Here is a 21,369-nt window from a genome sequence, read left to right as displayed (position 1 = left end):
GCCGGCGAACTCATCCGGCGCTACGAAGCCGCCCCCCGCAAGGTCGCCGTCGTCCACCCCGGCGTGAACCTCGACCGCTTCCGCCCGGGCGCCGGCCGGGCCGCCGCCCGCGACCGGCTCGGCCTGCCGCAGGACGCGCTGATCCCGCTCTTCGCCGGACGGATACAGCCCCTGAAGGCCCCGGACATCCTCCTGCGCGCCGTCGCCGTCCTGCTCGACGAGCGCCCGGAGCTGCGCCGCAGGATCGTCGTCCCCGTCGTCGGCGGCCCGAGCGGCACCGGCCTCGCCAAGCCCGAGAGCCTGCAGAAGCTGGCCGCCCGGCTGGGCATCTCCGATGTCGTCCGCTTCCGGCCGCCGGTCGGCCAGGAGCGGCTGGCCGACTGGTACCGGGCGGCGTCCGTGCTGGTCATGCCCTCGTACAGCGAGTCCTTCGGCCTGGTCGCGATCGAGGCCCAGGCCTGCGGAACCCCGGTGATCGCGGCCGAGGTGGGCGGCCTGCCCGTGGCCGTGCGGGACGGCGAGTCCGGCTTCCTGGTCCACGGCCACGACCCGGCCGACTACGCCCGGGCACTGCGCCGCTTCGCCGACGCGCCGGAGTTCACGGACCGGATGGGGGCGGCCGCGGCCCGGCACGCCGAGTCCTTCGGCTGGGACACGGCGGCCGCGGCAACGGCGGACCTCTACACAGCGGCCCTGCAGGAACGGCGTCGTCTACGCTCGCACCATGGCTGACCCCGGCGCTGGCACGAACGCGGACACCGACGTCCGGAAGATCATCGAGCAGACGCTCAAGGACGCCGAACTCGACTGGGAGAGCCCGGCCGAGGGCCGGTATGTCGTCACCCTTCCCGGCACCCGCAAGCTGTCGACCACCTGCTCCCTCGTGGTCGGCAGGCACTCGCTGTCCGTCAACGCCTTCGTCGTCCGCCACCCCGACGAGAACCACGCAGCCGTCCACCGCTGGCTGCTGGAGCGGAACACCCGTATGTACGGCGTGAGTTACGCAGTCGATCGGCTCGGCGACGTCTACCTCGTCGGCAAGTTCCCGCTCGCCGCCGTGACCCCGGAAGAACTGGACCGGCTGCTGGGCACGGTCCTGGAGAACGCGGACGGCAGCTTCAACACCCTCCTGGAAATGGGCTTCGCCACCGCGATCCGGAAGGAGTACGAGTGGCGTACCTCCCGCGGTGAATCCACCCGCAACCTCGACGCCTTCGCCCACCTCACCAAGCGCTCCGCCGAGGCGGACTGACTCCCTTCGGCCCCTTTCCTCTTCCTCCGCGCCCGCGCCCCATCCGCGCCCGCGCCGCCTGCATCCACGCCGCCTGCATCCACGCCACCCACATCCACGCCACCCACATCCGCGCCATCCGCCCGCGACGCACCGCCCACCCGCGGACAGTCCATCCCCGCGCCCCGTCGTGTGAATCAACACCGCCATGTCTCCCCCTCGGTGTGAGCGCCCTCCCGTGAGCGCCGTGTACTTCTCATACACCGCTCGTCGCCACTCGGTTCCACCCGCGAGGCGCCGACCCCGCCGATCCGATCAACCCGCTCCCCGAGCCCGTCAGTTCACCGCGTACGACCTTCAGCGAGGTCCGCGAGTTCGGCCGGATCGACGTCGGACTTCGAGGGCCCGCTCCACGCGCGCGTGGAGGCGTACGGGCACCCGGGGGCGGTCAGGCCACGGAACCTGTACGAGGCCCAGCGGGCGTTTCGCTGACGCCCGTTGGGGCGGCGGAGGCGGCCCCCGGCTCCCCCGGCTCCCCGGGCGCCGCGGGACCCTCGGGCAGGTCCCTCATGAGCAGCCAGTAGCCGAGCGCGGCGATCGTCCCGATCGCCGCGCAGGCCGCCCACAGCCGGCCCGCCCCATAGGCGTCGATGATGAACCCGCCCATGAGGGGGGCCACCAGCGCGGCCATGGACCACGACAGCGTGTACATGCCCTGGTAGCGCCCGCGCGCGTGGACGGCGGAGAGCTGCGCCACCAGACCGATCTGCGTGGGCGCGTTGACGATCTCGCCCAGCGTCCATACGGCGACGGTCAGCGCGTACAGCGCGACCGAGTCGGCGAACGCGGTGAGCCCGAAGCCGTAGCCCACCAGCAGTGAGGAGACCAGCAGCAGGCGCTTGGGATCGCGGTGCTCGATGAACCGGGTCACTGGGATCTGGAGGGCCACGATCAGTACGCCGTTGACGGCGACGGCCAGTCCGTAATCCGAGCTGGAGAAGCCGTCCTTACCCATCGCGACCGGCAGGGACACGTAACTCTGCTGGAAAATAAGGGCGATGAGGAAGGACAGTCCCACGATGCCCATGAACCGCCGGTCCCGCAGCACGTCCCCGAGCCCGACCTCAGGACCCGCCTTCCCGGTCTCGGTGGCGGAGGGCAGGTCCCTACGGGGCCGGGATTCCGGCAGCCTCATGAAGACCACGACGGCACAGACGAGTGTCAGCGTCGCCTCTCCCAGGAACCCCGCCAGGTAGCTGTGCTGCGCGATGAACCCCGCGGCCATGGAGGAGAAGGCGAAACCCAGGTTGATGGCCCAGTAGTTGAGCGCGTAAGCCCTTACCCGGTCCTCCGGGGCAACGATGTCGGCCATCATCGCCAGCACCGCCGGGCGCGAGGCGTTGCTCGCCATGCCGACGAGGAAGGCGACCGCCGCGATCGAGACCGGGTGGGTCATAAAGGCCAGCACCGCCACCGAAGCGGCCGTCGACAACTGCGCCACCAGCAGCGTCGGCCGCCGCCCGAGCCGGTCCGCCATCACGCCCGCGCCCACGGAGGACACCACCCCGCCGAGCCCGTGGAGGGCGGCGACCAGACCCGCGTACGAGGCCGAGTAGCCGCGGTCGAGGGTGAGGTAGAGCGCCATGAACGTGGCGACGAACGCGCCGAGGCGGTTGATGAGGGTCGAGGTCCACAGCCACCAGAAGTCGCGGGGAAGGCCCGAGACGCTGTCCACGGCGGCACGTCTGAGGCTGGCGATGGACATGGGCGGCCCCCTGAGGTGATGTAACAAGCGCTTGCAGCGAGCGAAGGTTACGCGCACGCGGGAAGGGCGCACCACTGGTTATTGGTTAGGCTCGGTGCATGGCCGACGCACCGTACAAGCTGATCCTCCTCCGCCACGGCGAGAGCGAGTGGAACGCGAAGAACCTGTTCACCGGCTGGGTGGACGTCAACCTGAACGAGAAGGGCGAGAAGGAGGCGGTCCGGGGCGGTGAGCTCCTGAAGGAAGCCGGCCTGCTCCCCGACGTCGTACACACCTCGGTCCAGAAGCGCGCGATCCGCACCGCGCAGCTCGCCCTCGAGGCGGCCGACCGCCACTGGATCTCGGTCCACCGCTCCTGGCGGCTCAACGAGCGCCACTACGGCGCCCTTCAGGGCAAGGACAAGGCGCAGACGCTCGCCGAGTTCGGCGAGGAGCAGTTCATGCTCTGGCGCCGCTCCTACGACACCCCGCCGCCCCCGCTCGAGGACGGCTCCGAGTGGTCGCAGAGCGACGACCCGCGCTACGCCACGATCCCGCCGGAGCTGCGCCCGCGCACCGAGTGCCTGAAGGACGTCGTCGTCCGCATGCTGCCGTACTGGTACGACGGCATCGTCCCGGACCTGCTCGCCGGCCGCACGGTCCTGGTCGCCGCCCACGGCAACTCGCTGCGCGCGCTGGTCAAGCACCTCGACGGGGTCTCGGACGCGGACATCGCGGGCCTGAACATCCCGACCGGCATCCCGCTCTCCTACGAGCTCGACGCCTCCTTCCGCCCGACCAACCCCGGCGGCACCTACCTCGACCCGGAGGCCGCCAAGGCCGCCATCGAGGCCGTCAAAAACCAGGGCAAGAAGAAGTAAGCTGCATTGATCAGGCCCCCTACCAGCGGATTCTCCGCTGGTAGGGGGTTTTCTGGTACGGCTGGGCCGTCCCGCCGGCCGGGCCCATGGTCAGCTCGCCGGGGTGATCTCGTCGATGAGGCCGCGGATGCGCTTTTCGATCTCGTCGCGGATTGGGCGGACAGCTTCGACGCCCTGTCCGGCGGGGTCGGGGAGTTCCCAGTCGAGGTAGCGCTTGCCGGGGAAGAACGGGCAGGTGTCGCCGCAGCCCATCGTGATGACGACGTCGGACGCCTGGACCGCTTCGGCGGTGAGCACCTTGGGGACCTCGGCCGAGATGTCGATGCCCACCTCAGTCAGGGCTTCGACGACGGCCGGGTTCACGGTGTCGGCCGGGGCAGACCCGGCGGAACGCACCTGGACGCGGTCGCCTGCCAGGTGAGTGAGGAAGGCAGCGGCCATCTGTGAGCGGCCGGCGTTGTGGACGCAGACGAACAGGACGGACGGGCGCTCGGCGGGAGCGGTCATGGTGGGCGTCTTTCTGGGCGCGGTGGTCAGGAGCTTGCGGGAGCTGCGAGTTCGGGTTCGCCCTGGACGGGAACGGTCCCGGTCTGTGGGGGTGCGGGCCGGGCGAACACGGCGGCCACGAGGACCAGGCCCAGCGCGGCACCGGCGAGCTGAGCCGCGATGAACGGCGCGACGGAGACCGGCGCGATGCCTGCGAACGTGTCGGTGAAGGCACGGCCGATGGTGACGGCTGGGTTTGCGAACGAGGTGGAGGACGTGAACCAGTACGCCGCTCCGATGTAGGACGCCACGGCCACCGGCGCGAAGTGAGCCTGCCCAGTGCGGGTGAGCCCGAAGATCAGGAACACGAGTCCTGCGGTCGCGACGATCTCGCCGAGCCACAGGTGGCCGGCGGAGCGGTCATGGGTGGACCACCGCACCAAGGGCTCGGCGAACATGGCGTCGGCCAAGACGGCGCCGCCGATCGCCCCGAGGCTCTGTGCGGGGATGTAGGAAGCCACGTCACGCAGACTCAACCCGTCGGGTTTGCGGCGGCCGGTGATCCAGGCTGCCAGCGTGACAACGGGGTTGAAGTGCGCACCGGAGACCGGCCCGAGCAAGGCGATGAGTACGCCCAGGCCGAACACGGTCGCCAGGGAGTTGGCCAGCAACTGCACGCCGACGTCGTCGGTCAGCTTGGTGGCCTGGATGCCGGAGCCGACCACCACCGCGACCAGGGCGGCCGCCCCGACGGCCTCAGCCAGGGTCCGGCGCCCGAGCGATGCGCTCACGCGGTCGCCTCGGCCTTGTGCGTGGTGGTCAGGAACGTTGAGAGCTGGTCAAGAGTGTCGGTCAGCACCCAGTAGTAGACCCACGTGCCTCGGCGCTCGCAGTCGATCAGGCCCGCCTGCCGGAGCAGCTTGAGGTGATGCGAGATCGTCGGCTGCGACAGTTCGAAGGCCGGGGTCAGGTCACACACGCAGACCTCACCACCAGCCCGTGAAGCGATCAGCGACAGCAGCCGCAGCCGCACCGGATCACCCAGCGCCTTGAAGATCTTCGCCAGGTCGGCGGCCTGATCCTCGTCCAGCGGCGCGGTCAGCATCCCCGGGCAGCAGCCGGCCGACTGATCGTCTTGCCCGAGCACCACAAGTTCTTGCTTCGACATGCTTCTATGTTGACGAATGTCGATACAAGGCGCAAGCTCTGCATTGACAGGCATCAATGCAAGCCGATGGGAGCCTTGCCATGTCCCGTGCTCAGCTCGCCCTGCGCGTCAGCGATCTCGAAGCGTCGATCACCTTCTACTCGAAGCTGTTCGGCGCCGAACCGGCCAAGCGGCGCGAGGGCTACGCCAACTTCGCCATCACCGAACCCCCGCTCAAGCTCGTCCTCATCGAGGGCGAGCCCGGCCAGGAAACCGGTCTCGACCACCTCGGCGTCGAGGTCGAGTCCACCGACCAGGTCAACGCGGCCACCACCCGACTCAAGGACGCCGGCCTGGCCACCTTCGAGGAGAACGACACCTCCTGCTGCTACGCCCTCCAGGACAAGGTGTGGGTCCACGGCCCCGGCCGTGAGCCCTGGGAGGTGTACGTGGTCAAGGCCGATGGTGACACCCTCGGCAAGAGCACCGACCCCAACACCACCGGCGACGGCTGCTGCACCAGCCAGGCCACCGAAGCAGCCGCGGCGCTGGCCGCCACGGGATGCAGCTGCGGCTGACAGGCCCTATGTGGCACCCGCACCGGTGCTGTCCGGGGTGACGGAACGGGCAGGGGAAGCCGGATCTATGCGTCTTCCCTGTACATCCCGCTCCGCCTTGATGAAGGCGTCGGGGAAGGAGATCAGGCTGATGGCGCCGAACGGGACGGCGATGATGAGGCCGGCCCACCACCACGCGCCGTTCGCGACGGCCATCCACACGAAGAAGGCCGCGCCGATACAGAGGATCACGTTGGTGGTGATACCGGCCCAGTTCCTGGTACGGCTCTCCACGGCACCGGCCATGTACCGCCGCAGCGAGTCCTCGACCCGGTTCTGCAGCGGTGCCCGGAGTCGGCTGTCCTCCGGCAGTGACGCGAGGATGTCCAGCTCGCGCTTGATCTCCTCCGCCGCATGCACGTTGGGACGGCGGGCCTGGATGAACAGGCCCGCCAGACCGGATGCGGCCACGACTGCGGCGGCAAGAGGCTCATAATCCATGGGCGGATGATCCCAGGCGTGACCTGGAGTGTCCGGGGGTTATCCGAAAATGAGGGCCCCGCCGGGATCCCACCGGCCGGGGGCCCTTCTCGTATGCGTGCCTCGGCCAGCTCGTACGTGCGCCTCGGTTAGCCGCAGCAGCCGCCGCATTGGCAGGGGCCGCCGCTCTGGCAGCCGCAGCCGCAGCCCGCGCCGCAGCCGCAGGCGGCCAGGAGCGGCGTCGGTGCTTCGGCCAGGTGTGGCGGCCGGTCGAGCGTCTGCTGGTCGCGGGTCGGGGGAGTGCTGGGGGAGTCGGCCATGGGATTCCTCCTCGAGGCGAGGGCACAGCGCCTGCTGCCCACTCCATACCCACGCCCCATCGCGAGTCAACGGCGCGCGGAAGCACGGCCGTACGGGAGCGCGCGCCCTCGGCCGAGAGCCGTGAGAGCCCCAGCGCGCCCCCGCCGCGGGGCTTACGCGCCCCCGCCGCCGCGGACTTACGCGCTCTCGACCGGCGTGGGCGGTGCGACCTCGTCGGCGTGCTCGCCGGTGACCAGGTAGACCACCCGGTTGGCCACCGACACCGCGTGGTCGGCGAACCGCTCGTAGTAGCGGCCGAGCAGCGTCACGTCCACCGCCGTCTCGATGCCGTGCTTCCAGCGGTCGTCCATCAGGTGCTGGAAGAGCGTGCGGTGCAGCAGGTCCATCGCGTCGTCGTCCTGCTCCAGCTGAAGCGCCAGGTCGACGTCCTTGGTGATGATCACCTCTGCCGCCTTGGCCATCAGCCGCTGCGCGAGCTGCCCCATCTCCAGGATGGTGGCGTGGATGTCGCGCGGCACCGCCGTGTCCGGGAAGCGCAGCCGAGCGAGCTTGGCGACGTGCTGGGCGAGGTCGCCCGACCGCTCCAGGTCGGCGCTCATCCGCAGCGAGGTGACCACGATCCGCAGGTCCGTGGCGACCGGCTGCTGGCGGGCCAGCAGCGCGATGGCCCGCGCTTCCAGGTCGCGCTGCAGGTCGTCCACCTTCTCGTCCGCGGCGATCACGCTCTCGGCGAGCTTGAGGTCCGCGTCGAGGATCGCCGTGGTGGCCCGGCCGATCGCGGAGCCGACGAGCCGGGCCATCTCGACCAGGCCTTCGCCTATCGAGTCGAGCTCCTCGTGGTATGCGTCCCGCATCGAAATCCTCATCTCCTCAAACTGGCTGGTTTCACCAGCATCCACGCTCGGGGGCTTGTGCGTCGCCCCCGAACCCCCGGAATGAAGCGGAACCGACATCCCGGTGAACTCTTGGCAACGCACACCATCCCTTACGGAGGCCGCTTCCGACCGGCGATTTACGGCCACCTGTCCGGGATGAACCGGCCACGACCTACCAGTGAACTCTGGGCAACGAGTGTTCGATGTCCCACTCGGAGGGCTGTGGGTCTGTCACACCCCCCGCTTAATCTGGACGCATGGACGTGAACGCGGCGGTCGCCGCAGCGGCAGCGATCGCCGGGGTGGGTACCGGCGTGGTCGCCATGCTCGCGTTCCGCTGGAGCGAGCGGGAGCAGGCGAAGCCGACCCGCAGCTCGCTGCACACGGACGCCGTGCTGCCGCCCGGCGTCGACACCGTCCTGTCGGTGCTCCGTTCCTCCGCCGTCGTCCTCGACGAGGCGGACAGCGTCGTCAAGGCCAGCTCCGCGGCGTACGCGCTGGGGTTGGTGCGCGGCGGCAAGCTGGCCGTCGAGCCCATGCTCAAGATGGCCCGGGAGACCCGGCGCGACGGCGAGATACGCCAGATCGAGCTGGACCTCCCCCGCCGCGGCACGGGCCGCGGCGAGGCCCTCGCCGTCTCCGCGCGCGTGGCCCCGCTCGGCTCGCGGCTGGTGCTCCTGCTGGTCGAGGACCTCACCGAGGCCCGCCGCATAGAGGCGGTGCGCCGCGACTTCGTGGCCAATGTGAGCCACGAGCTGAAGACCCCGACCGGCGCGCTCTCGCTGCTCTCCGAGGCCGTCATGGACGCCTGCGACGACCCCGAGGCGGTCACCCGCTTCGCGGGGCGCATGCAGGTCGAGGCGACCCGTCTGACCAGCCTGGTGCAGGAGCTCATCGACCTCTCCCGGGTGCAGAACGACGACCCGCTGGAGGACGCCGAGCCGGTGCGGGTGGACGAGCTGGTGGCCGAGGCCATCGACCGCTGCCGCCACCAGGCGGGCACGAAGCAGATCACCATGGCCGCGGGCGGCACGGCCGACCTCCATGTGTGGGGCAACCGCGGCCAGCTCGCCGCGGCCCTCGGCAACCTCGTCGAGAACGCCGTGAACTACAGCCCCTCCCGCACGCGCGTCGGCATCGCCGGCCGCCGGGTGAGCGCCCCCGGAGGGGACCTGATCGAGATCGCCGTCACCGACCAGGGCATCGGCATCTCCGACAAGGACAAGGACAGGATCTTCGAGCGGTTCTACCGCGTCGATCCGGCGCGCTCGCGCGCCACCGGCGGGACCGGACTCGGCCTTGCCATCGTCAAGCACGTGGCCGCCTCGCACGGCGGGGAGGTCACGGTTTGGAGCGCTGAAGGCCAGGGCTCCACCTTCACCCTGCGGCTCCCAGAAGCGGGCCGCGAAAGGGACCGGGACAAGGCCGATCGCCGTAACCGCGCCCTGATCGAACCGGACGACCTCGATGGCGAGGACGGCCGGGCGTACGAGACCTTCAACGATGAACCCCTTCCTGCCCCGGAGGTCCTTCCGTGACCCGAGTTCTCGTCGTCGAGGACGAAGAGTCGTTCAGCGACGCGCTGTCGTACATGCTCCGCAAGGAGGGCTTCGAGGTCGCCATCGCGACAACCGGGCCCGACGGGCTGGACGAGTTCGAACGCAATGGCGCCGACCTGGTGCTGCTCGACCTGATGCTGCCGGGGCTGCCCGGCACCGAGGTGTGCCGCCAGCTGCGTGGCCGCTCAAACGTTCCGGTCATCATGGTGACCGCCAAGGACAGTGAGATCGACAAGGTCGTCGGCCTGGAGATAGGGGCCGACGACTACGTGACCAAGCCCTTCTCCTCGCGCGAGCTGGTGGCCCGTATCCGCGCCGTCCTGCGCCGCCGCGGCGAGCCGGAGGAGGTCGTCCCGGCCGCCCTGGAGGCGGGCCCTGTACGGATGGACGTCGACCGGCACGTGGTCACGGTCGGCGGTGGCAAGGTGGATCTCCCGCTCAAGGAGTTCGACCTGCTGGAGATGCTGCTGCGGAACGCCGGACGCGTACTGACCCGGATGCAGCTCATCGACCGGGTGTGGGGTGCGGACTACGTCGGCGACACCAAGACGCTCGACGTCCACGTCAAGCGCCTGCGCGCCAAGATCGAGCCGGACCCGGGTGCCCCGCGCTACCTGGTCACGGTCCGCGGCCTGGGCTACAAGTTCGAGCCGTAAACCGAAGAGCCGCAGCGCTATAGGCGTCGAAGCGAGGACCGCGAAACCGTGAACCGGTGGCGCAGGCCGCGCAACAAGGGCCCGGAGCAAACGCTCCGGGCCCTTGAAGTTTCCGTCCACACGTTTTACGGCGGTGTCGGCGGTTTACGCGGTGTCAGTGCCCCGCCGCGGCCGAGGAGTGGCCCGCCGCCGGGCTCTGGCCCGCACCGGTGCTCGCGGTCGCACCGGTCTCGTGCTCACCGTTCGCCGCGCCCGCCTCCTCAGTGGGGGATCCGGAAGGGCTCGCGCTCTTCGAGGGGGTCGGCACGGACGACGGGCCGAAGTCCTTGAAGTAGTGGGTCGCCGGCACGACGAAGGCCGTCAGCGGCACCTCGCCGGTCTCACTGAGCTTGAAGACGACCCGCTGGACGTCGCCGTCGCGGAACGACTCACTGCTGTTGGCGATCTGGGCGGAGGCGTTGCCCTCGCCGCCCAGGATCAGCGTGCCGCCGGCCGGAATGGTCAGCGGACCGGAGCCCTTGGCCGGGGCCAGCTTCACGGGCTGCTGCAGACCCTCGACCGTGATCGAGTCGAGCGTCTGCTCCTTCTGCCCGTTGTTGAAGATCTTGGCGGCGACGACCGCGGGGCCCTCGGCGCCCTCGGGCTGGGTGATCACATTGGCGTTCTGGATCTTGACGTCGCCGATGCTCGTCGCGGCGTTGTCCGGCTTGACCTGCAACGTCGAGGCCGAGTTGCCCGCAGCGCAGGCGGACAGCGAGGCGACGGAGGCGACGACGGCAGCGGCGGCGAGGGCGCCGCGCCGAAGGATGGGGGCACCCCCGGCCGAAGTTCTGGGGAGGCTCACGGCGGCGGCAACTCCTTGGACGACGAGGCGGCGTAGGGCCGCCTTAAGAGCGGGTCAGCGGGCTTAGGTTACCGAGCCGTCGTCTCCGCCTCGCACCCGACCCGCCCCCGGACCTCCGGCGCCCCTCGGCGGCCCGTGGAAATAGCCGAGCGCGGAACTGCCGGTGGATTATCCCGCGGGAATCCGCGAAGGCCGGACGAACATCCGGCGAAGGCCGGCGGAATTTGATCAACGTTTTGACCAGCGGCCGATTGCGGTCAATCACCGTGATCAATTCGCGAAACGCGTCCGGATCCTGCTCCGAGGGGCCGAACGGAGTAGCGGAAGTCAGCCACCCGGACTCCGGCAAACCGGGACGTTCGGTAGCTCACAGGACCTCGTGGCGGCCTGTGACGCAGGCGTTTCACCCCGCGTCCACAGCTGCTCCGACCTGCGAATACCCGCTCGCGGCCGGCCTCGGAAGCACGTCCCGGCCGCAGTTGTCAAGCCCCGAGATATGCCCTGACCTGCGAAAACGCCATTCAGAACCGGGCGCGCACGTGTTACTCTGGATAGCCACGGAAGGGGTACCTGTCACATGACGTTCAAGGTTGGCGACACCGTGGTCTATCCCCATCACGGGGCCGCGCTGATCGAGGCCATCGAAACTCGCCAGATCAAAGGCGTGGACAAGACCTACTTGGTGCTGAAGGTCGCCCAGGGCGACCTGACGGTTCGTGTACCGGCGGACAATGCGGAGTTCGTCGGCGTGCGCGATGTGGTCGGGCAGGACGGGCTGGACCGGGTCTTCGAGGTGCTGCGCGCGCCGTACGCGGAAGAACCCACCAACTGGTCCCGTCGCTACAAGGCAAATCTCGAGAAGCTCGCCTCCGGTGATGTGATCAAGGTGGCGGAGGTCGTCCGCGACCTGTGGCGCCGGGAGCGCGAGCGCGGACTGTCGGCCGGTGAGAAGCGCATGCTCGCCAAGGCCCGGCAGATCCTGGTCAGCGAACTCGCCCTGGCGGAGAACACCAACGAGGACAAGGCCGAGGCGCTGCTCGACGAGGTCCTCGCGTCCTGAACCCCGGCGCGCGACCGCCCACCGCCGTACTGGTGTTGGTCGACCTGCTGGTGTAAGAAATGCCGCGGTGCCCGAGTGACGAACGTCTGTCGCCGGGCGCTGCGGCATGTGCGTCCACTGGTGCCTACGCCAGTGGAACCCGGTGATGCCCAGTCCGCGGACTGGTTGTGCCGGGCCCGGGCAGCTCGCTCCCGGCTACTGCTGGGAGGTGCCCCCAGACCAGTTGTCACGGAAGGGACCGGTCGGGGCGTCGCGCCCGGCACGCTCAGGCCATACCCAAACCGGCCGAGGAAACAAACCTGAACGCGCAACCAATGTCCGAGAGCACGCGCCCCGCAGAGCGCCCCCACGGTTCGCCCAACACCCGTACGGCGGCGGTCATTCCGGCCGCCGGGCGCGGTGTGCGGCTCGGTCCCGGCGCGCCCAAGGCCCTGCGCGCCCTGAACGGCACCCCGATGCTCGTGCACGCCGTACGGGCCATGGCCCGCTCCCGTGCCGTCTCGCTCGTCGTCGTGGTCGCCCCGCCTGACGGCGCCGCCGAGGTCCGCATCCTCCTCGACGACAGCGCCCTGCCCGAGACCACCGAGGTCCGCGTCGTTCCCGGTGGGGAGACCCGCCAGGAGTCCGTACGGCTTGGCCTCGCCGCCCTGCCCGAGGACATCGGTGTCGTCCTGGTGCACGACGCGGCCCGGCCCCTGGTGCCCGTGGAGACGGTCGACGCCGTCGCCGCGGCCGTACGGGACGGGGCGCCCGCCGTCGTTCCCGCGCTGCCGCTGGCCGACACCGTCAAGGAGGTCCGGCCGCGGGAGGGCGGCGAGCCGGAGCTGGTGGTCGGCACGCCCGAGCGGGCCGTGCTGCGCGCTGTGCAGACGCCGCAGGGCTTCGACCGGGGCGCGCTCGTGGAGGCGCACGAGAAGGTCGCTCTCCAGGGCGAGGGGGCGACCGACGATGCCGGGATGGTCGAGCGGCTCGGCGTCCCCGTCGTGGTCGTGCCCGGTCATGAGGAGGCGTTCAAGGTGACCCGCCCCCTGGACCTCGTCCTGGCCGAGGCCGTGCTCGCCCGCAGGAGGGCTACCGATGGCTTCTAGCCCCGTGCTGCCCCTGGTGGGCATCGGCACCGACGTGCACGCCTTCGAGAGGGGCCGCGAGCTGTGGTGCGCGGGCCTGCTGTGGGAGGACGCGGAGTTCGGCCTGGCCGGGCACTCCGACGGCGATGTGGCCGCGCACGCCGCCTGTGACGCGCTGTTCTCCGCGGCCGGGCTCGGTGATCTGGGGGCGCACTTCGGCACGGACCGGCCCGAGTGGTCCGGTGCGTCCGGCGTCACCCTCCTCACGGAGGCGGCCCGGATCGTGCGCGAGGCCGGCTTCGGGATCGGGAACGTGGCGATCCAGGTGATCGGTGTGCGCCCGAAGATCGGCAAACGGCGCGAGGAGGCGCGCAAGGCGCTCTCCGCGGCTGTCGGCGCGCCGGTCTCCGTCTCCGGCACGACCACGGACGGCCTGGGCCTGACGGGCCGCGGCGAGGGCCTGGCCGCGGTGTCCACGGCGCTGGTCTTCCGCCGCGCCTGACGCGGCCCGGCTCGGCGCCGCTCGGACGCCCCCGTGGGCCGCTCGCCGTCGAGTCGGGGAATCTTCTCCGCCGCGATGGCGAGCGACCGCAGGTCGGGATCCCGGCGGTTGCGGACTCGGTGTTCCTCGCCCCGGCGGAGGCGTCCGACATGGTCTGGATGGCCTCATCGGGCGGGGGAATACGGTCTTTTGACGGGGCGTTGGGGTACTCCTGAACAGGTTCACCAACATCCGCACCCCGTCCGGGAGGACCCATGGCCGGCGTACCGCTGTCCGACGACCTGAAGAAGATCCTCGACGGTCCCGTCTTCGTGACCCTCGGCACCCTCCAGCCCGACGGCAGCGTGCAGCTCTCGCCGGTCTGGGCGAAGCGGGACGGCGACGCCGTGCTGATCTCGACGACCACCGGCCGCCGCAAGGAGCAGAACATCCGCCGCGACCCGCGCGTCACGGTGCTGGTCAACCCGGCCGACGCCCCGTACACATACGCCGAGATCCGCGGCACCGCGGAGCTCGTCGACGACCCCGAGGGCGCGCTCATCGACGAGCTGGCGCTCAAGTACACCGGAAAGAAGTACGCCGAGTTCAACCCGGCCTCCGCGCAGGACAACCCGCGCGTGATCGTCCGGATCCCGGCGCGCAAGGTCGTCGGCAACATCTGAGACGAACGTCCGTGCGCGGCCGGGCCTTTCGGGAGTGAACCGCGTGGGCCCGCCGAGCAACAGGCGGGTCACGATCGTCGCGCTCACGTGCCCCGTGGCCCCATGGGTCGCGGGGCACTGCCGTGGGCGCGGGGGATCGGGGGGAACCCCCAGAAAACATCAGTACCCTTGATGCGTGACTATTCGCCTGTACGACACCAGCGCCCGGCAGATCCGTGACTTCACCCCGCTCAAGCCGGGCTGTGTCTCGATCTACCTGTGTGGCGCGACGGTGCAGGCCGCCCCGCACATCGGGCACATCAGGTCGGGGCTGAACTTCGACATCATGCGCCGCTGGTTCGCCTACCGCGGCTACGACGTCACGTTCATCAGGAACGTGACGGACATCGACGACAAGATCCTGGCGAAGTCCGCGGAGAGCGGCGAGCCGTGGTGGTCGATCGGCTTCCACAACGAGCGCGCCTTCAACCAGGGGTACGACGTCCTCGGCTGCCTGCCGCCGACGTACGAGCCGCGGGCCACCGGGCACATCCCCGAGATGATCGAGATGATGCGGGGCCTGATCGAGCGGGGCCACGCCTATGCGGCGGACGGCAGCGTCTACTTCGACGTGCGCTCCTACCCCGGCTATCTCGCGCTCTCCAACCAGGAGCTGGACAACCTCCTGCAGCCCTCGGGCGAGGGGGAGACCGGCAAGCGCGACCCGCGCGACTTCGCCATGTGGAAGGCCGCCAAGCCGGGCGAGCCGAGCTGGGAGACCCCTTGGGGCCGCGGCCGGCCGGGATGGCACCTGGAGTGCTCGGCGATGGCCCACAAGTACCTGGGCGCCGCCTTCGACATCCACGGCGGCGGCGTGGACCTCGTCTTCCCGCACCACGAGAACGAGATCGCGCAGGCCAAGGCCTATGGGGACGAGTTCGCCGCGTACTGGGCCCACAACGGCTGGGTCACCATGAGCGGCGAGAAGATGAGCAAGTCGCTCGGCAACTCGGTGCTCGTCTCGGAGATGGTCAAGCACTGGCGCCCGATCGTGCTGCGCTACTACCTGGGCACCCCGCACTACCGGTCCATGATCGAGTACAGCGAGGAGGCGCTGCGCGAGGCCGAGTCCGCTTTCGCGCGGATCGAGGGCTTCGTGCAGCGGGTGGTGGAGAAGGCCGGGGGCCCGGTGGAGCCCGCGCCCGAGGTGCCGCCGGCGTTCGCCGAGGCCATGGACGACGACCTGGGCGTGCCGCAGGCGCTGGCCATCGTGCACACGACCGTGCGCCAGGGGAACTCGGCGCTGACCGCCGACGACAAGGAGGCGGCGGTCGCCCGGCTCGCCGAGGTCCGCGCGATGCTCGGCGTCCTGGGCCTGGACCCGCTGGACGAGCAGTGGTCCGGGGGCGGGGACCGCGGCGAGGACCTGCACGGCGTGGTGGACTCCCTCGTACGGCTGGTGCTGGAGCAGCGCCAGGCGGCCCGGGCACGCAAGGACTACGCGACGGCGGACGCCATCCGGGACCAGCTCCAGCAGTCGGGTCTGGTCATCGAGGACACCCCGAGCGGCCCGCGCTGGGAGCTCGGCCCGCGCTGATCCACCGGCTCTTGGGGCGGGGCCTCGGTCCTATAGAGCCGGTTCCATGGAAGCCGGTCCTATAGAGCCGGTTCGGCCCCGGGGCCTATGGGCGGGCCGGTACGGCGCGGAGCCGCCGCGCCGTCCGGCACACTGTTCGAGTACGACAAGCACACGACGCAGGAAAGATCTGGTGACGCATGGCGGGGAACAGCCAGCGCAGGAACCGCCGCACCACGAACAAGAAGGGCGCGACGGTCGGCAGCGGCGGCAAGCGGCGCCGCGCTCTTGAGGGCAAGGGCCCGACCCCGCCCGCCGAGATGCGCAAGGGGCACGCCAAGCAGCGGGCCGCGCAGGCGAGGGCCAAGCAGGCCTCCCGTCGCCCGGCTCCGCGCCGCGGCGGGCCCAAGGGCACCCATGAGCTGGTCGTCGGCCGCAACCCGGTCTTCGAGGCGCTGCGCGACGGGGTGCCCGCGAACACGCTCTACGTCCAGCAGTTCATCGACAACGACGAGCGGGTGCGCGAGGCGCTCCAGCTCGCGGCGGACCGCGGCGGCATCGCCCTCATGGAGGCGCCGAAGCCCGAGCTGGACCGGATGACGAACGGGCTCAACCACCAGGGCCTGGTCCTCCAGGTCCCGCCGTACGAGTACGCGCACCCCGAGGACCTGGCCGCGGCGGCCTTCGACGACGGCGAGGACCCGCTGATCGTCGCCCTGGACGGGGTCACCGACCCGCGCAATCTCGGCGCCGTCGTGCGCTCCGTGTGCGCCTTCGGCGGGCACGGCGTCGTCGTCCCCGAGCGGCGCGCGGCCGGGATGACGGCGGGTGCCTGGAAGACCTCGGCCGGCACGGCGGCCCGTACGCCGGTGGCCCGCGCCACGAATCTGACGCGCGCCCTCGAGGCGTACCAGAAGGCCGGGATCACGGTCGTGGGGCTGGCCGCGGACGGCGAGGCCGAGCTGCAGGACCTGGAGGTCCTGGACGGTCCGGTCGTGATCGTCGTCGGCAGTGAGGGCAAGGGGCTGTCCCGGCTGGTCGGCGAGACCTGCGACATCAGGGTGCGGATCCCGATGCCCGGTGGTGCGGAGTCCCTCAACGCGGGTGTGGCCGCGGGCGTGGTCCTCTACGAGGCGGCCCGGCGCCGGCGCTGAGTTTCTCGGCGGGTGGCCGGTGGGCGGTCCGGCCACCGGAGTTGACACCTCAGTGCCCCAAATGGCCCCAGGCGGGGGGATCTTGACGGGTCTCGGACACATCGGGCCCGTCAAGGCAGTGTCTTAACGCCGGGTCACTCGGTTAGATGAGCGTGGACACCAGAACACCCCGCCCTTCGGGGGGACGCTCGTCGGGATACCACGACGACCCTGCGCTGAGCACGGTGAAGGTGCCGTGCGACCCCGCGCAGGTCGTCGTCAACCACGCGAGCTTCCGCGTGCAGCTCGCCACCACACCGCCTCGCGGCCCGGCCGCGCCGGCCGGCACCGCGCCGCTCGAAGGCGCGCTGGCGACCGTGGCGCGGCCGCGCACCGCGGGCGCCCTGGGCCCGGGAAGCCAGGAGGACTCCGCGCGTTACGAGGGGGCCGGCAAGCGCCGGGCCCCCGTCGTATGGAGCGGCCGCACCGAACCAGGGGACCCGGCGGCCGGCCGGCTCCTCCAGGCCGTGCGGAACTCCGGCGCCGGCACGGAGACCGTGGGCGGCGCCAACCACGACGGCGTGACCCAGGTGCTGCCGCGGATCCGGGTCGACGACGCGCCCACGGTCATCGGCCCGCGTGCCCCGCAGCTCGACGACACCGCGGTCCTGCGGCCCGTACGCCCGGGCGGCGGCCCCTACGAGCCCTACAGGCCTGCCGAGGGCGGCCTCGGCGGGCCCGGCACGTACGGCGGCCGCGGCGCGTACGACCGCCACGAGCCGTACGAGGGCGGGGAGTTCGAGCTCGACGAGTTCGAGGACGAGGCGGAGGGCCGGAGCGGCTCCGACAGCGTGCGACACGCGTACTACCCGGGCCGCCGGATGAACCTCGGCGTCGTCCTGCTCCCGCTGCGCGTCTTCCTTGGCTTCATCTCCATCTACGCCGGGATGGGCAAGCTCTGCGACCCCGTCTACTTCGACGGCGGCGACCGCGGCTCGATGGTGACCTGGCTGCACAACCTGCACCCGTGGCAATTCGCCTCCCCGCTGCGGGACTTCGCCCTCTCCCATCCTGTGGGGGCCGGTCTGACCGTCGCCTTCCTCCAGGTCCTGGTCGGCGTACTGACGATCTTCGGGCTGTGGCAGCGGGTGGCCGCCTCGGTGGGCGCGCTGCTCTCGGCCGCGCTGCTGGTCACCGTGACCTGGCGGAGCGTCCCGGTGTACGAGGCGCCGGACATCATCTACCTCGCGGCCTGGAGCCCGTTGATCATCGCGGGCGCGCCCGTCTACTCGCTGGACGCCCGGCTCGCGGGCGAGGCCTGGCGGCGGCTCGGCCCGCGCGTCTCGATCTGGGAGCTGCGGCGGCGCGTGCTGCGGCGGGGTACGGCCATGGCGACGGTGGTCGTCGGGCTGTCCCTGCTGATCGGCTCGATGCTCGGCGGCGCGGTCCGGTCCACGGACATGACGACGGTGCCGGGGCCGACCGAGGCACCGCGCAACCACCTGCCCGGGAAGCCGCTGCCGCGGAAGTCGGAGGCCGAACGGGCCTCGCAGGGGCCGACGTCGGAGGGTTCCGGCTCGCCGGAGGCACGGCGCAGCGAGGGCCCGTCCGAGGAGTCCGGGGCCTCGACCGAGCCGGGTGTGGCACGGGAGACCGGGACGGTCGGCACGGGCGGCCAGCAGCCTGGCCAGACGCCGTCCGGCACGGGCGGCTCCGACCAGGCTCCGTCCCAGCCGGAGGCGCCCGCGCCGCCCGCGAGCGGCACGTCCGGCTCGTCGTCCTCCAGCGGTGGCGGCTCGTCGAGCCCGGGTGGCTCGGGTGGCGGTGACGGCTCGGGCGGTTCGAGCGGCGGCTCGGACGGCGGCTCCAGCACCGGTGGTGCGCTGGGAGGCCTGCTGGGCTGAGCGCCCGGCCTGTGGACGACCCGCCTGCCCTTCAATGGGCGGGCGGGTCGTTTTGGTTCCCGGATGTGCCCGCGTACGGGGGCGCGTTGGGGTGTGGCGGGAGCGCGGGGGTGTGCGTGCCAGGGGCCGAGCGTGGGCGGTCTGCGCCGGTGTCAGTGGGCCTGCGAGGCTTCCAGCTCCTTGGCCGCCTCGGAGAGGTCCTTCGCCGTGTCGATGGCGCGCCAGTACGCCCCCTGAGGCAGCGGGAAGCCCGCCAGGCGGCGTTCGCGCGCCAACCGCGGGAAGGTGGCGCGCTCGTGGTCGCCGCGCTCGGGCAGCAGGTCGGCGAAGGCGGCGGAGAAGACGTACACGCCCGCGTTGATGAGGTACGGCGAGGGCGGGGACTCGATGAAGTCGAGGACGTGGCCGAACTCGTCGGTCTCCACGGCGCCCCAGGGGATGCGCGGCCGGGCCAGGGCCAGGGTCGCCAACGCGCCGCGCTCCTGGTGGAATTCGGCCATCTCACGCAGGGAGAAGCGCGTCCAGACGTCGCCGTTCGTCGCGTACCAGGGGCGGTCGGGGCGGGGCAGTGAGGCGGCCGCGAACTTCAGGCCGCCACCGCGCCCCAGAGGCTCCTTCTCGATGACCGTGGTGACCCGCAGCGGGAGTTGGTCCGCGGCGGCCGCCAGCCAGTCCTGGAGGACCTCGGCGAGGTGACCGCAGGAGACGACGGCGTCCGTGACGCCTTCGGCGGCCAGCCAGGCCAGTTGGTGGCCGATGATCGGGGTCCCGGTACCGGGAATCTCGACCATCGGCTTGGGGCGGTCGTCGGTGTACGGCCGCAGCCGCGACCCTTGGCCTCCGGCCAGGACCACGGCCTGCGTGGGGTGCACGGCGCTGTTCCGGCCGTTGCCGTTGTTCTCGTCGGGGCCCGCGCTGTGTTGACCTGTCATGGTCCGCACCTTATGTGCTGGGGAGCGCGCCGCGTGTTGCGTACGGTTTGCGCCCGCTGTGTGCTCCGGTGCGCCGGGTGTTCCAGGTGTTCCAGGTGGGCCGGTTCTGGTGCCGGGGCTGGTGGGCTCGGGTGAGCCCGTAGCGGTCAGCCGGCCTCCTGGGCCACGCCGTAGGCGAAGGAGGTGTCGCAGACGGGGCGGGCGAAGCTCTGCGCGCGCGTATCGCCGTACTTGGCGACCGCGGCCCGGCCCAGGGCGCGGGCGATCGAGACGCAGTGCCTGGCCAGCGAGGGGCGGCGGCTGGTCTCCTCCTGGAGGTGGGTGAGCGCGGAGCCCGGGTCCTTCTCCTGGAGTTCGGCCAGCAGCCGGTCCCGCAGGATCTCGTGCGGGGCGCGGGCCTGCGCGCGCGTGGAGGCGGTCTCCGCGGAGGCGGTGAGTACCTGGGAGTCGGCGTCGGGTGCCGCCCAGGGGACGCGGGCGACCGCCAGGGTCCCCGAGAGCACGAGGACGACCGGGAGGACGAGTGCGAGGGTTCTGCCGATGCGGCGGGCTGCTTGGTTCACGCCCGAGATCGTAGCGAGCGGTAGTGATTTGGCGACATTTAGTCACCCTCTTGAGGTACGGATCGCCGAGGCGGCCCGTACGGCGTGTTGACGTTCGAGATCGAAACGCCGGAAGTGTGCCGATATGTGACGCGGCGCCGTATGCCCAAGGACAGGCGTACGGCGCCGCGTTGCGGGCTCGGGGAGCGTCAGTCGGTGAGGCGCTCGCCGGAGGAGGTGGAGAAGACGTGGGTCTCGCCGGCGCGCGGCACGACGTGGAGCTGGGAGCCCTTCTCCGGGACCCGGCGGCCGCTGACGCGGACGACCAGGTCCTTCTTCTCGCCGCCGACCTCGGCGGTGCCGTAGACGTAGCCGTCGGCGCCTAGTTCCTCGACGACGTTGACGGTCACGGCCAGACCGGCCGGGGCGTCGTCCGACTCCTTGGAGAGGTTCGAGCCGCCGTTCTCCTCGACCACGTCGAAGTGCTCGGGGCGCACACCCACGGTGACCGTGCGGTCGCCCTTGTCGCTCGCGGAGGACAGGGCCTCGCGGTTGACCGGCACGACGCTGTTGCCGAACTTCACGCCGCCGTCGGTGATCGGAACCTCTACGAGGTTCATGGCCGGGGAGCCGATGAAGCCCGCGACGAAGAGGTTGGCCGGGCGGTCGTACATGTTGCGCGGCGAGTCGACCTGCTGGAGGAGGCCGTCCTTGAGGACCGCCACGCGGTCGCCCATGGTCATGGCCTCGACCTGGTCGTGGGTCACGTACACGGTGGTGATGCCGAGCCGGCGCTGGAGGCTGGCGATCTGGGTGCGGGTCTGGACGCGAAGCTTGGCGTCGAGGTTCGACAGCGGCTCGTCCATGAGGAAGACCTGCGGCTCACGCACGATCGCGCGGCCCATCGCGACGCGCTGGCGCTGACCGCCGGAGAGCGCCTTGGGCTTGCGGCCCAGGTACTCGGTGAGGTCGAGGATCTTCGCCGCGTCCTCGACCTTCTGCCGGATCTCGGCCTTCGGCACGCCCGCGATCTTGAGCGCGAAGCCCATGTTGTCGGCGACGGTCATGTGCGGGTAGAGCGCGTAGTTCTGGAACACCATGGCGATGTCCCGGTCCTTGGGTGGGAGGTGGGTGACGTCGCGGTCGCCGATCCGGATGGAGCCGCTGTTGACGTCCTCGAGGCCCGCGAGCATCCGCAGGGAGGTGGACTTGCCGCAGCCGGAGGGGCCGA

General features: G+C 71.0%; 24 protein-coding genes. 13 read left to right on the top strand and 11 right to left on the bottom strand.

Annotated elements, in window-relative coordinates; translation table 11 throughout:
* Both AOK16_RS05545 and AOK16_RS05540 read left to right on the top strand, forming a co-directional pair.
* Positions 1–732 (top strand): glycosyltransferase (locus tag AOK16_RS05545; RefSeq protein ID WP_157859119.1); only part of this gene is annotated, 732 nt, incomplete at its 5' end.
* Complete coding sequence (locus AOK16_RS05540; protein WP_055471092.1) at positions 725–1,252, top strand: type III secretion system chaperone family protein; 528 nt, start codon at positions 725–727, stop codon at positions 1,250–1,252. The genes AOK16_RS05545 and AOK16_RS05540, both read left to right, overlap by 8 nt.
* Positions 1,253–1,679: 427 nt before the next feature.
* Here the strand turns inward: AOK16_RS05540 and AOK16_RS05535 are convergent, their stop codons facing one another.
* Positions 1,680–2,996 carry an MDR family MFS transporter gene (locus tag AOK16_RS05535; protein ID WP_079101091.1) on the bottom strand — a complete coding sequence of 439 codons (1,317 nt, stop codon included), beginning with the start codon at positions 2,994–2,996 and terminating at the stop codon, positions 1,680–1,682.
* Between the two features lie 98 nt (positions 2,997–3,094).
* Here AOK16_RS05535 and AOK16_RS05530 point away from each other — a divergent pair, with 98 nt between their 5' ends.
* The gene (locus AOK16_RS05530) at positions 3,095–3,856 is read left to right on the top strand and encodes a phosphoglyceromutase (RefSeq protein WP_055471091.1); all 762 of its coding nucleotides are present in this window, start codon (positions 3,095–3,097) and stop codon (positions 3,854–3,856) included.
* Between the two features lie 90 nt (positions 3,857–3,946).
* On the opposite strand, the gene AOK16_RS05525 is transcribed toward AOK16_RS05530, so the two are convergent.
* Genes AOK16_RS05525 through AOK16_RS05515 form a run of 3 tightly spaced genes read right to left on the bottom strand, consistent with a single transcriptional unit; the run spans position 3,947 to position 5,510 of the window.
* Positions 3,947–4,363 carry an arsenate reductase ArsC gene (locus tag AOK16_RS05525; RefSeq protein ID WP_055471090.1) on the bottom strand — a complete coding sequence of 139 codons (417 nt, stop codon included), beginning with the start codon at positions 4,361–4,363 and terminating at the stop codon, positions 3,947–3,949.
* Positions 4,364–4,389: 26 nt separating this feature from the next.
* The gene (locus AOK16_RS05520; protein WP_055471089.1) at positions 4,390–5,133 is read right to left on the bottom strand and encodes an aquaporin; all 744 of its coding nucleotides are present in this window, start codon (positions 5,131–5,133) and stop codon (positions 4,390–4,392) included.
* A complete protein-coding gene (locus tag AOK16_RS05515) occupies positions 5,130–5,510 on the bottom strand; it encodes an ArsR/SmtB family transcription factor (protein WP_055471088.1) in 381 nt (126 codons plus the stop codon). Before AOK16_RS05515 ends, AOK16_RS05520 begins: the two co-directional genes overlap by 4 nt.
* 80 nt (positions 5,511–5,590) lie before the next feature.
* Between AOK16_RS05515 and AOK16_RS05510 the strand changes: the two genes are divergently transcribed.
* Positions 5,591–6,067 carry an ArsI/CadI family heavy metal resistance metalloenzyme gene (locus AOK16_RS05510; RefSeq protein WP_055471087.1) on the top strand — a complete coding sequence of 159 codons (477 nt, stop codon included), beginning with the start codon at positions 5,591–5,593 and terminating at the stop codon, positions 6,065–6,067.
* Positions 6,068–6,073: 6 nt separating this feature from the next.
* Here AOK16_RS05510 and AOK16_RS05505 read toward each other — a convergent pair whose 3' ends face one another.
* From AOK16_RS05505 to phoU, 3 genes are all read right to left on the bottom strand, one after another.
* Positions 6,074–6,547, bottom strand: coding sequence for a hypothetical protein (locus AOK16_RS05505; protein WP_157859118.1), 474 nt, complete (start codon positions 6,545–6,547; stop codon positions 6,074–6,076).
* Positions 6,548–6,675: 128 nt separating this feature from the next.
* Positions 6,676–6,846: a hypothetical protein gene (locus AOK16_RS27380; RefSeq protein ID WP_169790862.1), complete on the bottom strand. Its 171-nt coding sequence runs from the start codon at positions 6,844–6,846 to the stop codon at positions 6,676–6,678.
* Positions 6,847–7,023: 177 nt separating this feature from the next.
* Positions 7,024–7,701 (bottom strand): phosphate signaling complex protein PhoU, encoded by a 678-nt coding sequence (phoU, locus tag AOK16_RS05500; protein ID WP_055471085.1) that lies wholly within the window; start codon positions 7,699–7,701, stop codon positions 7,024–7,026.
* 278 nt (positions 7,702–7,979) lie between these two features.
* On the opposite strand from phoU, the gene phoR reads away from it, so the two are divergent.
* Together phoR and phoP are read left to right on the top strand one after the other, a co-directional pair.
* Positions 7,980–9,260: a two-component system sensor histidine kinase PhoR gene (gene phoR, locus AOK16_RS05495; RefSeq protein WP_055471084.1), complete on the top strand. Its 1,281-nt coding sequence runs from the start codon at positions 7,980–7,982 to the stop codon at positions 9,258–9,260.
* Positions 9,257–9,937 carry a two-component system response regulator PhoP gene (phoP, locus tag AOK16_RS05490; protein ID WP_055471083.1) on the top strand — a complete coding sequence of 227 codons (681 nt, stop codon included), beginning with the start codon at positions 9,257–9,259 and terminating at the stop codon, positions 9,935–9,937. The genes phoR and phoP overlap by 4 nt, the downstream gene beginning before the upstream one ends.
* A gap of 154 nt (positions 9,938–10,091) precedes the next feature.
* On the opposite strand, the gene AOK16_RS05485 is transcribed toward phoP, so the two are convergent.
* Positions 10,092–10,781 carry a DUF461 domain-containing protein gene (locus AOK16_RS05485; RefSeq protein WP_240483390.1) on the bottom strand — a complete coding sequence of 230 codons (690 nt, stop codon included), beginning with the start codon at positions 10,779–10,781 and terminating at the stop codon, positions 10,092–10,094.
* 577 nt (positions 10,782–11,358) lie between these two features.
* Here AOK16_RS05485 and AOK16_RS05480 point away from each other — a divergent pair.
* The 7 genes from AOK16_RS05480 (at position 11,359) to AOK16_RS05450 (ending at position 18,664) form a co-directional block, all read left to right on the top strand.
* Complete coding sequence (locus tag AOK16_RS05480) at positions 11,359–11,841, top strand: CarD family transcriptional regulator (RefSeq protein WP_003953493.1); 483 nt, start codon at positions 11,359–11,361, stop codon at positions 11,839–11,841.
* Between the two features lie 314 nt (positions 11,842–12,155).
* Positions 12,156–12,929 carry a 2-C-methyl-D-erythritol 4-phosphate cytidylyltransferase gene (gene ispD, locus AOK16_RS05475; protein ID WP_055471082.1) on the top strand — a complete coding sequence of 258 codons (774 nt, stop codon included), beginning with the start codon at positions 12,156–12,158 and terminating at the stop codon, positions 12,927–12,929.
* The gene (ispF, locus tag AOK16_RS05470; RefSeq protein ID WP_055471081.1) at positions 12,919–13,410 is read left to right on the top strand and encodes a 2-C-methyl-D-erythritol 2,4-cyclodiphosphate synthase; all 492 of its coding nucleotides are present in this window, start codon (positions 12,919–12,921) and stop codon (positions 13,408–13,410) included. The genes ispD and ispF overlap by 11 nt, the downstream gene beginning before the upstream one ends.
* A 254-nt stretch (positions 13,411–13,664) precedes the next feature.
* Positions 13,665–14,072 carry a PPOX class F420-dependent oxidoreductase gene (locus AOK16_RS05465; RefSeq protein WP_055471080.1) on the top strand — a complete coding sequence of 136 codons (408 nt, stop codon included), beginning with the start codon at positions 13,665–13,667 and terminating at the stop codon, positions 14,070–14,072.
* A 175-nt stretch (positions 14,073–14,247) separates the two neighbouring features.
* Positions 14,248–15,648, top strand: a complete 1,401-nt coding sequence (gene cysS, locus AOK16_RS05460; RefSeq protein WP_055471079.1) for a cysteine--tRNA ligase — start codon at positions 14,248–14,250, stop codon at positions 15,646–15,648.
* Positions 15,649–15,827: 179 nt separating this feature from the next.
* Complete coding sequence (gene rlmB, locus AOK16_RS05455; RefSeq protein WP_055471078.1) at positions 15,828–16,781, top strand: 23S rRNA (guanosine(2251)-2'-O)-methyltransferase RlmB; 954 nt, start codon at positions 15,828–15,830, stop codon at positions 16,779–16,781.
* Between the two features lie 146 nt (positions 16,782–16,927).
* Complete coding sequence (locus AOK16_RS05450) at positions 16,928–18,664, top strand: DoxX family protein (RefSeq protein ID WP_079101089.1); 1,737 nt, start codon at positions 16,928–16,930, stop codon at positions 18,662–18,664.
* A 152-nt stretch (positions 18,665–18,816) separates the two neighbouring features.
* Here AOK16_RS05450 and AOK16_RS05445 read toward each other — a convergent pair whose 3' ends face one another.
* The 3 genes from AOK16_RS05445 to AOK16_RS05435 all read right to left on the bottom strand — a co-directional run.
* Positions 18,817–19,596 (bottom strand): nucleotidyltransferase family protein, encoded by a 780-nt coding sequence (locus AOK16_RS05445; protein WP_055471076.1) that lies wholly within the window; start codon positions 19,594–19,596, stop codon positions 18,817–18,819.
* 146 nt (positions 19,597–19,742) lie between these two features.
* Positions 19,743–20,159 carry a hypothetical protein gene (locus tag AOK16_RS05440; protein ID WP_055471075.1) on the bottom strand — a complete coding sequence of 139 codons (417 nt, stop codon included), beginning with the start codon at positions 20,157–20,159 and terminating at the stop codon, positions 19,743–19,745.
* Between the two features lie 188 nt (positions 20,160–20,347).
* On the bottom strand, positions 20,348–21,369 hold a 1,022-nt coding region (locus AOK16_RS05435), incomplete at its 5' end, for an ABC transporter ATP-binding protein (RefSeq protein ID WP_055471074.1).

The organism is Streptomyces pathocidini, from assembly GCF_001418495.1.
Taxonomy (GTDB): domain Bacteria; phylum Actinomycetota; class Actinomycetes; order Streptomycetales; family Streptomycetaceae; genus Streptomyces; species Streptomyces pathocidini.
The sequence above is the reverse complement of the archived record's forward strand: the minus strand, read 5'-3'. Positions and strand labels throughout refer to the sequence as shown.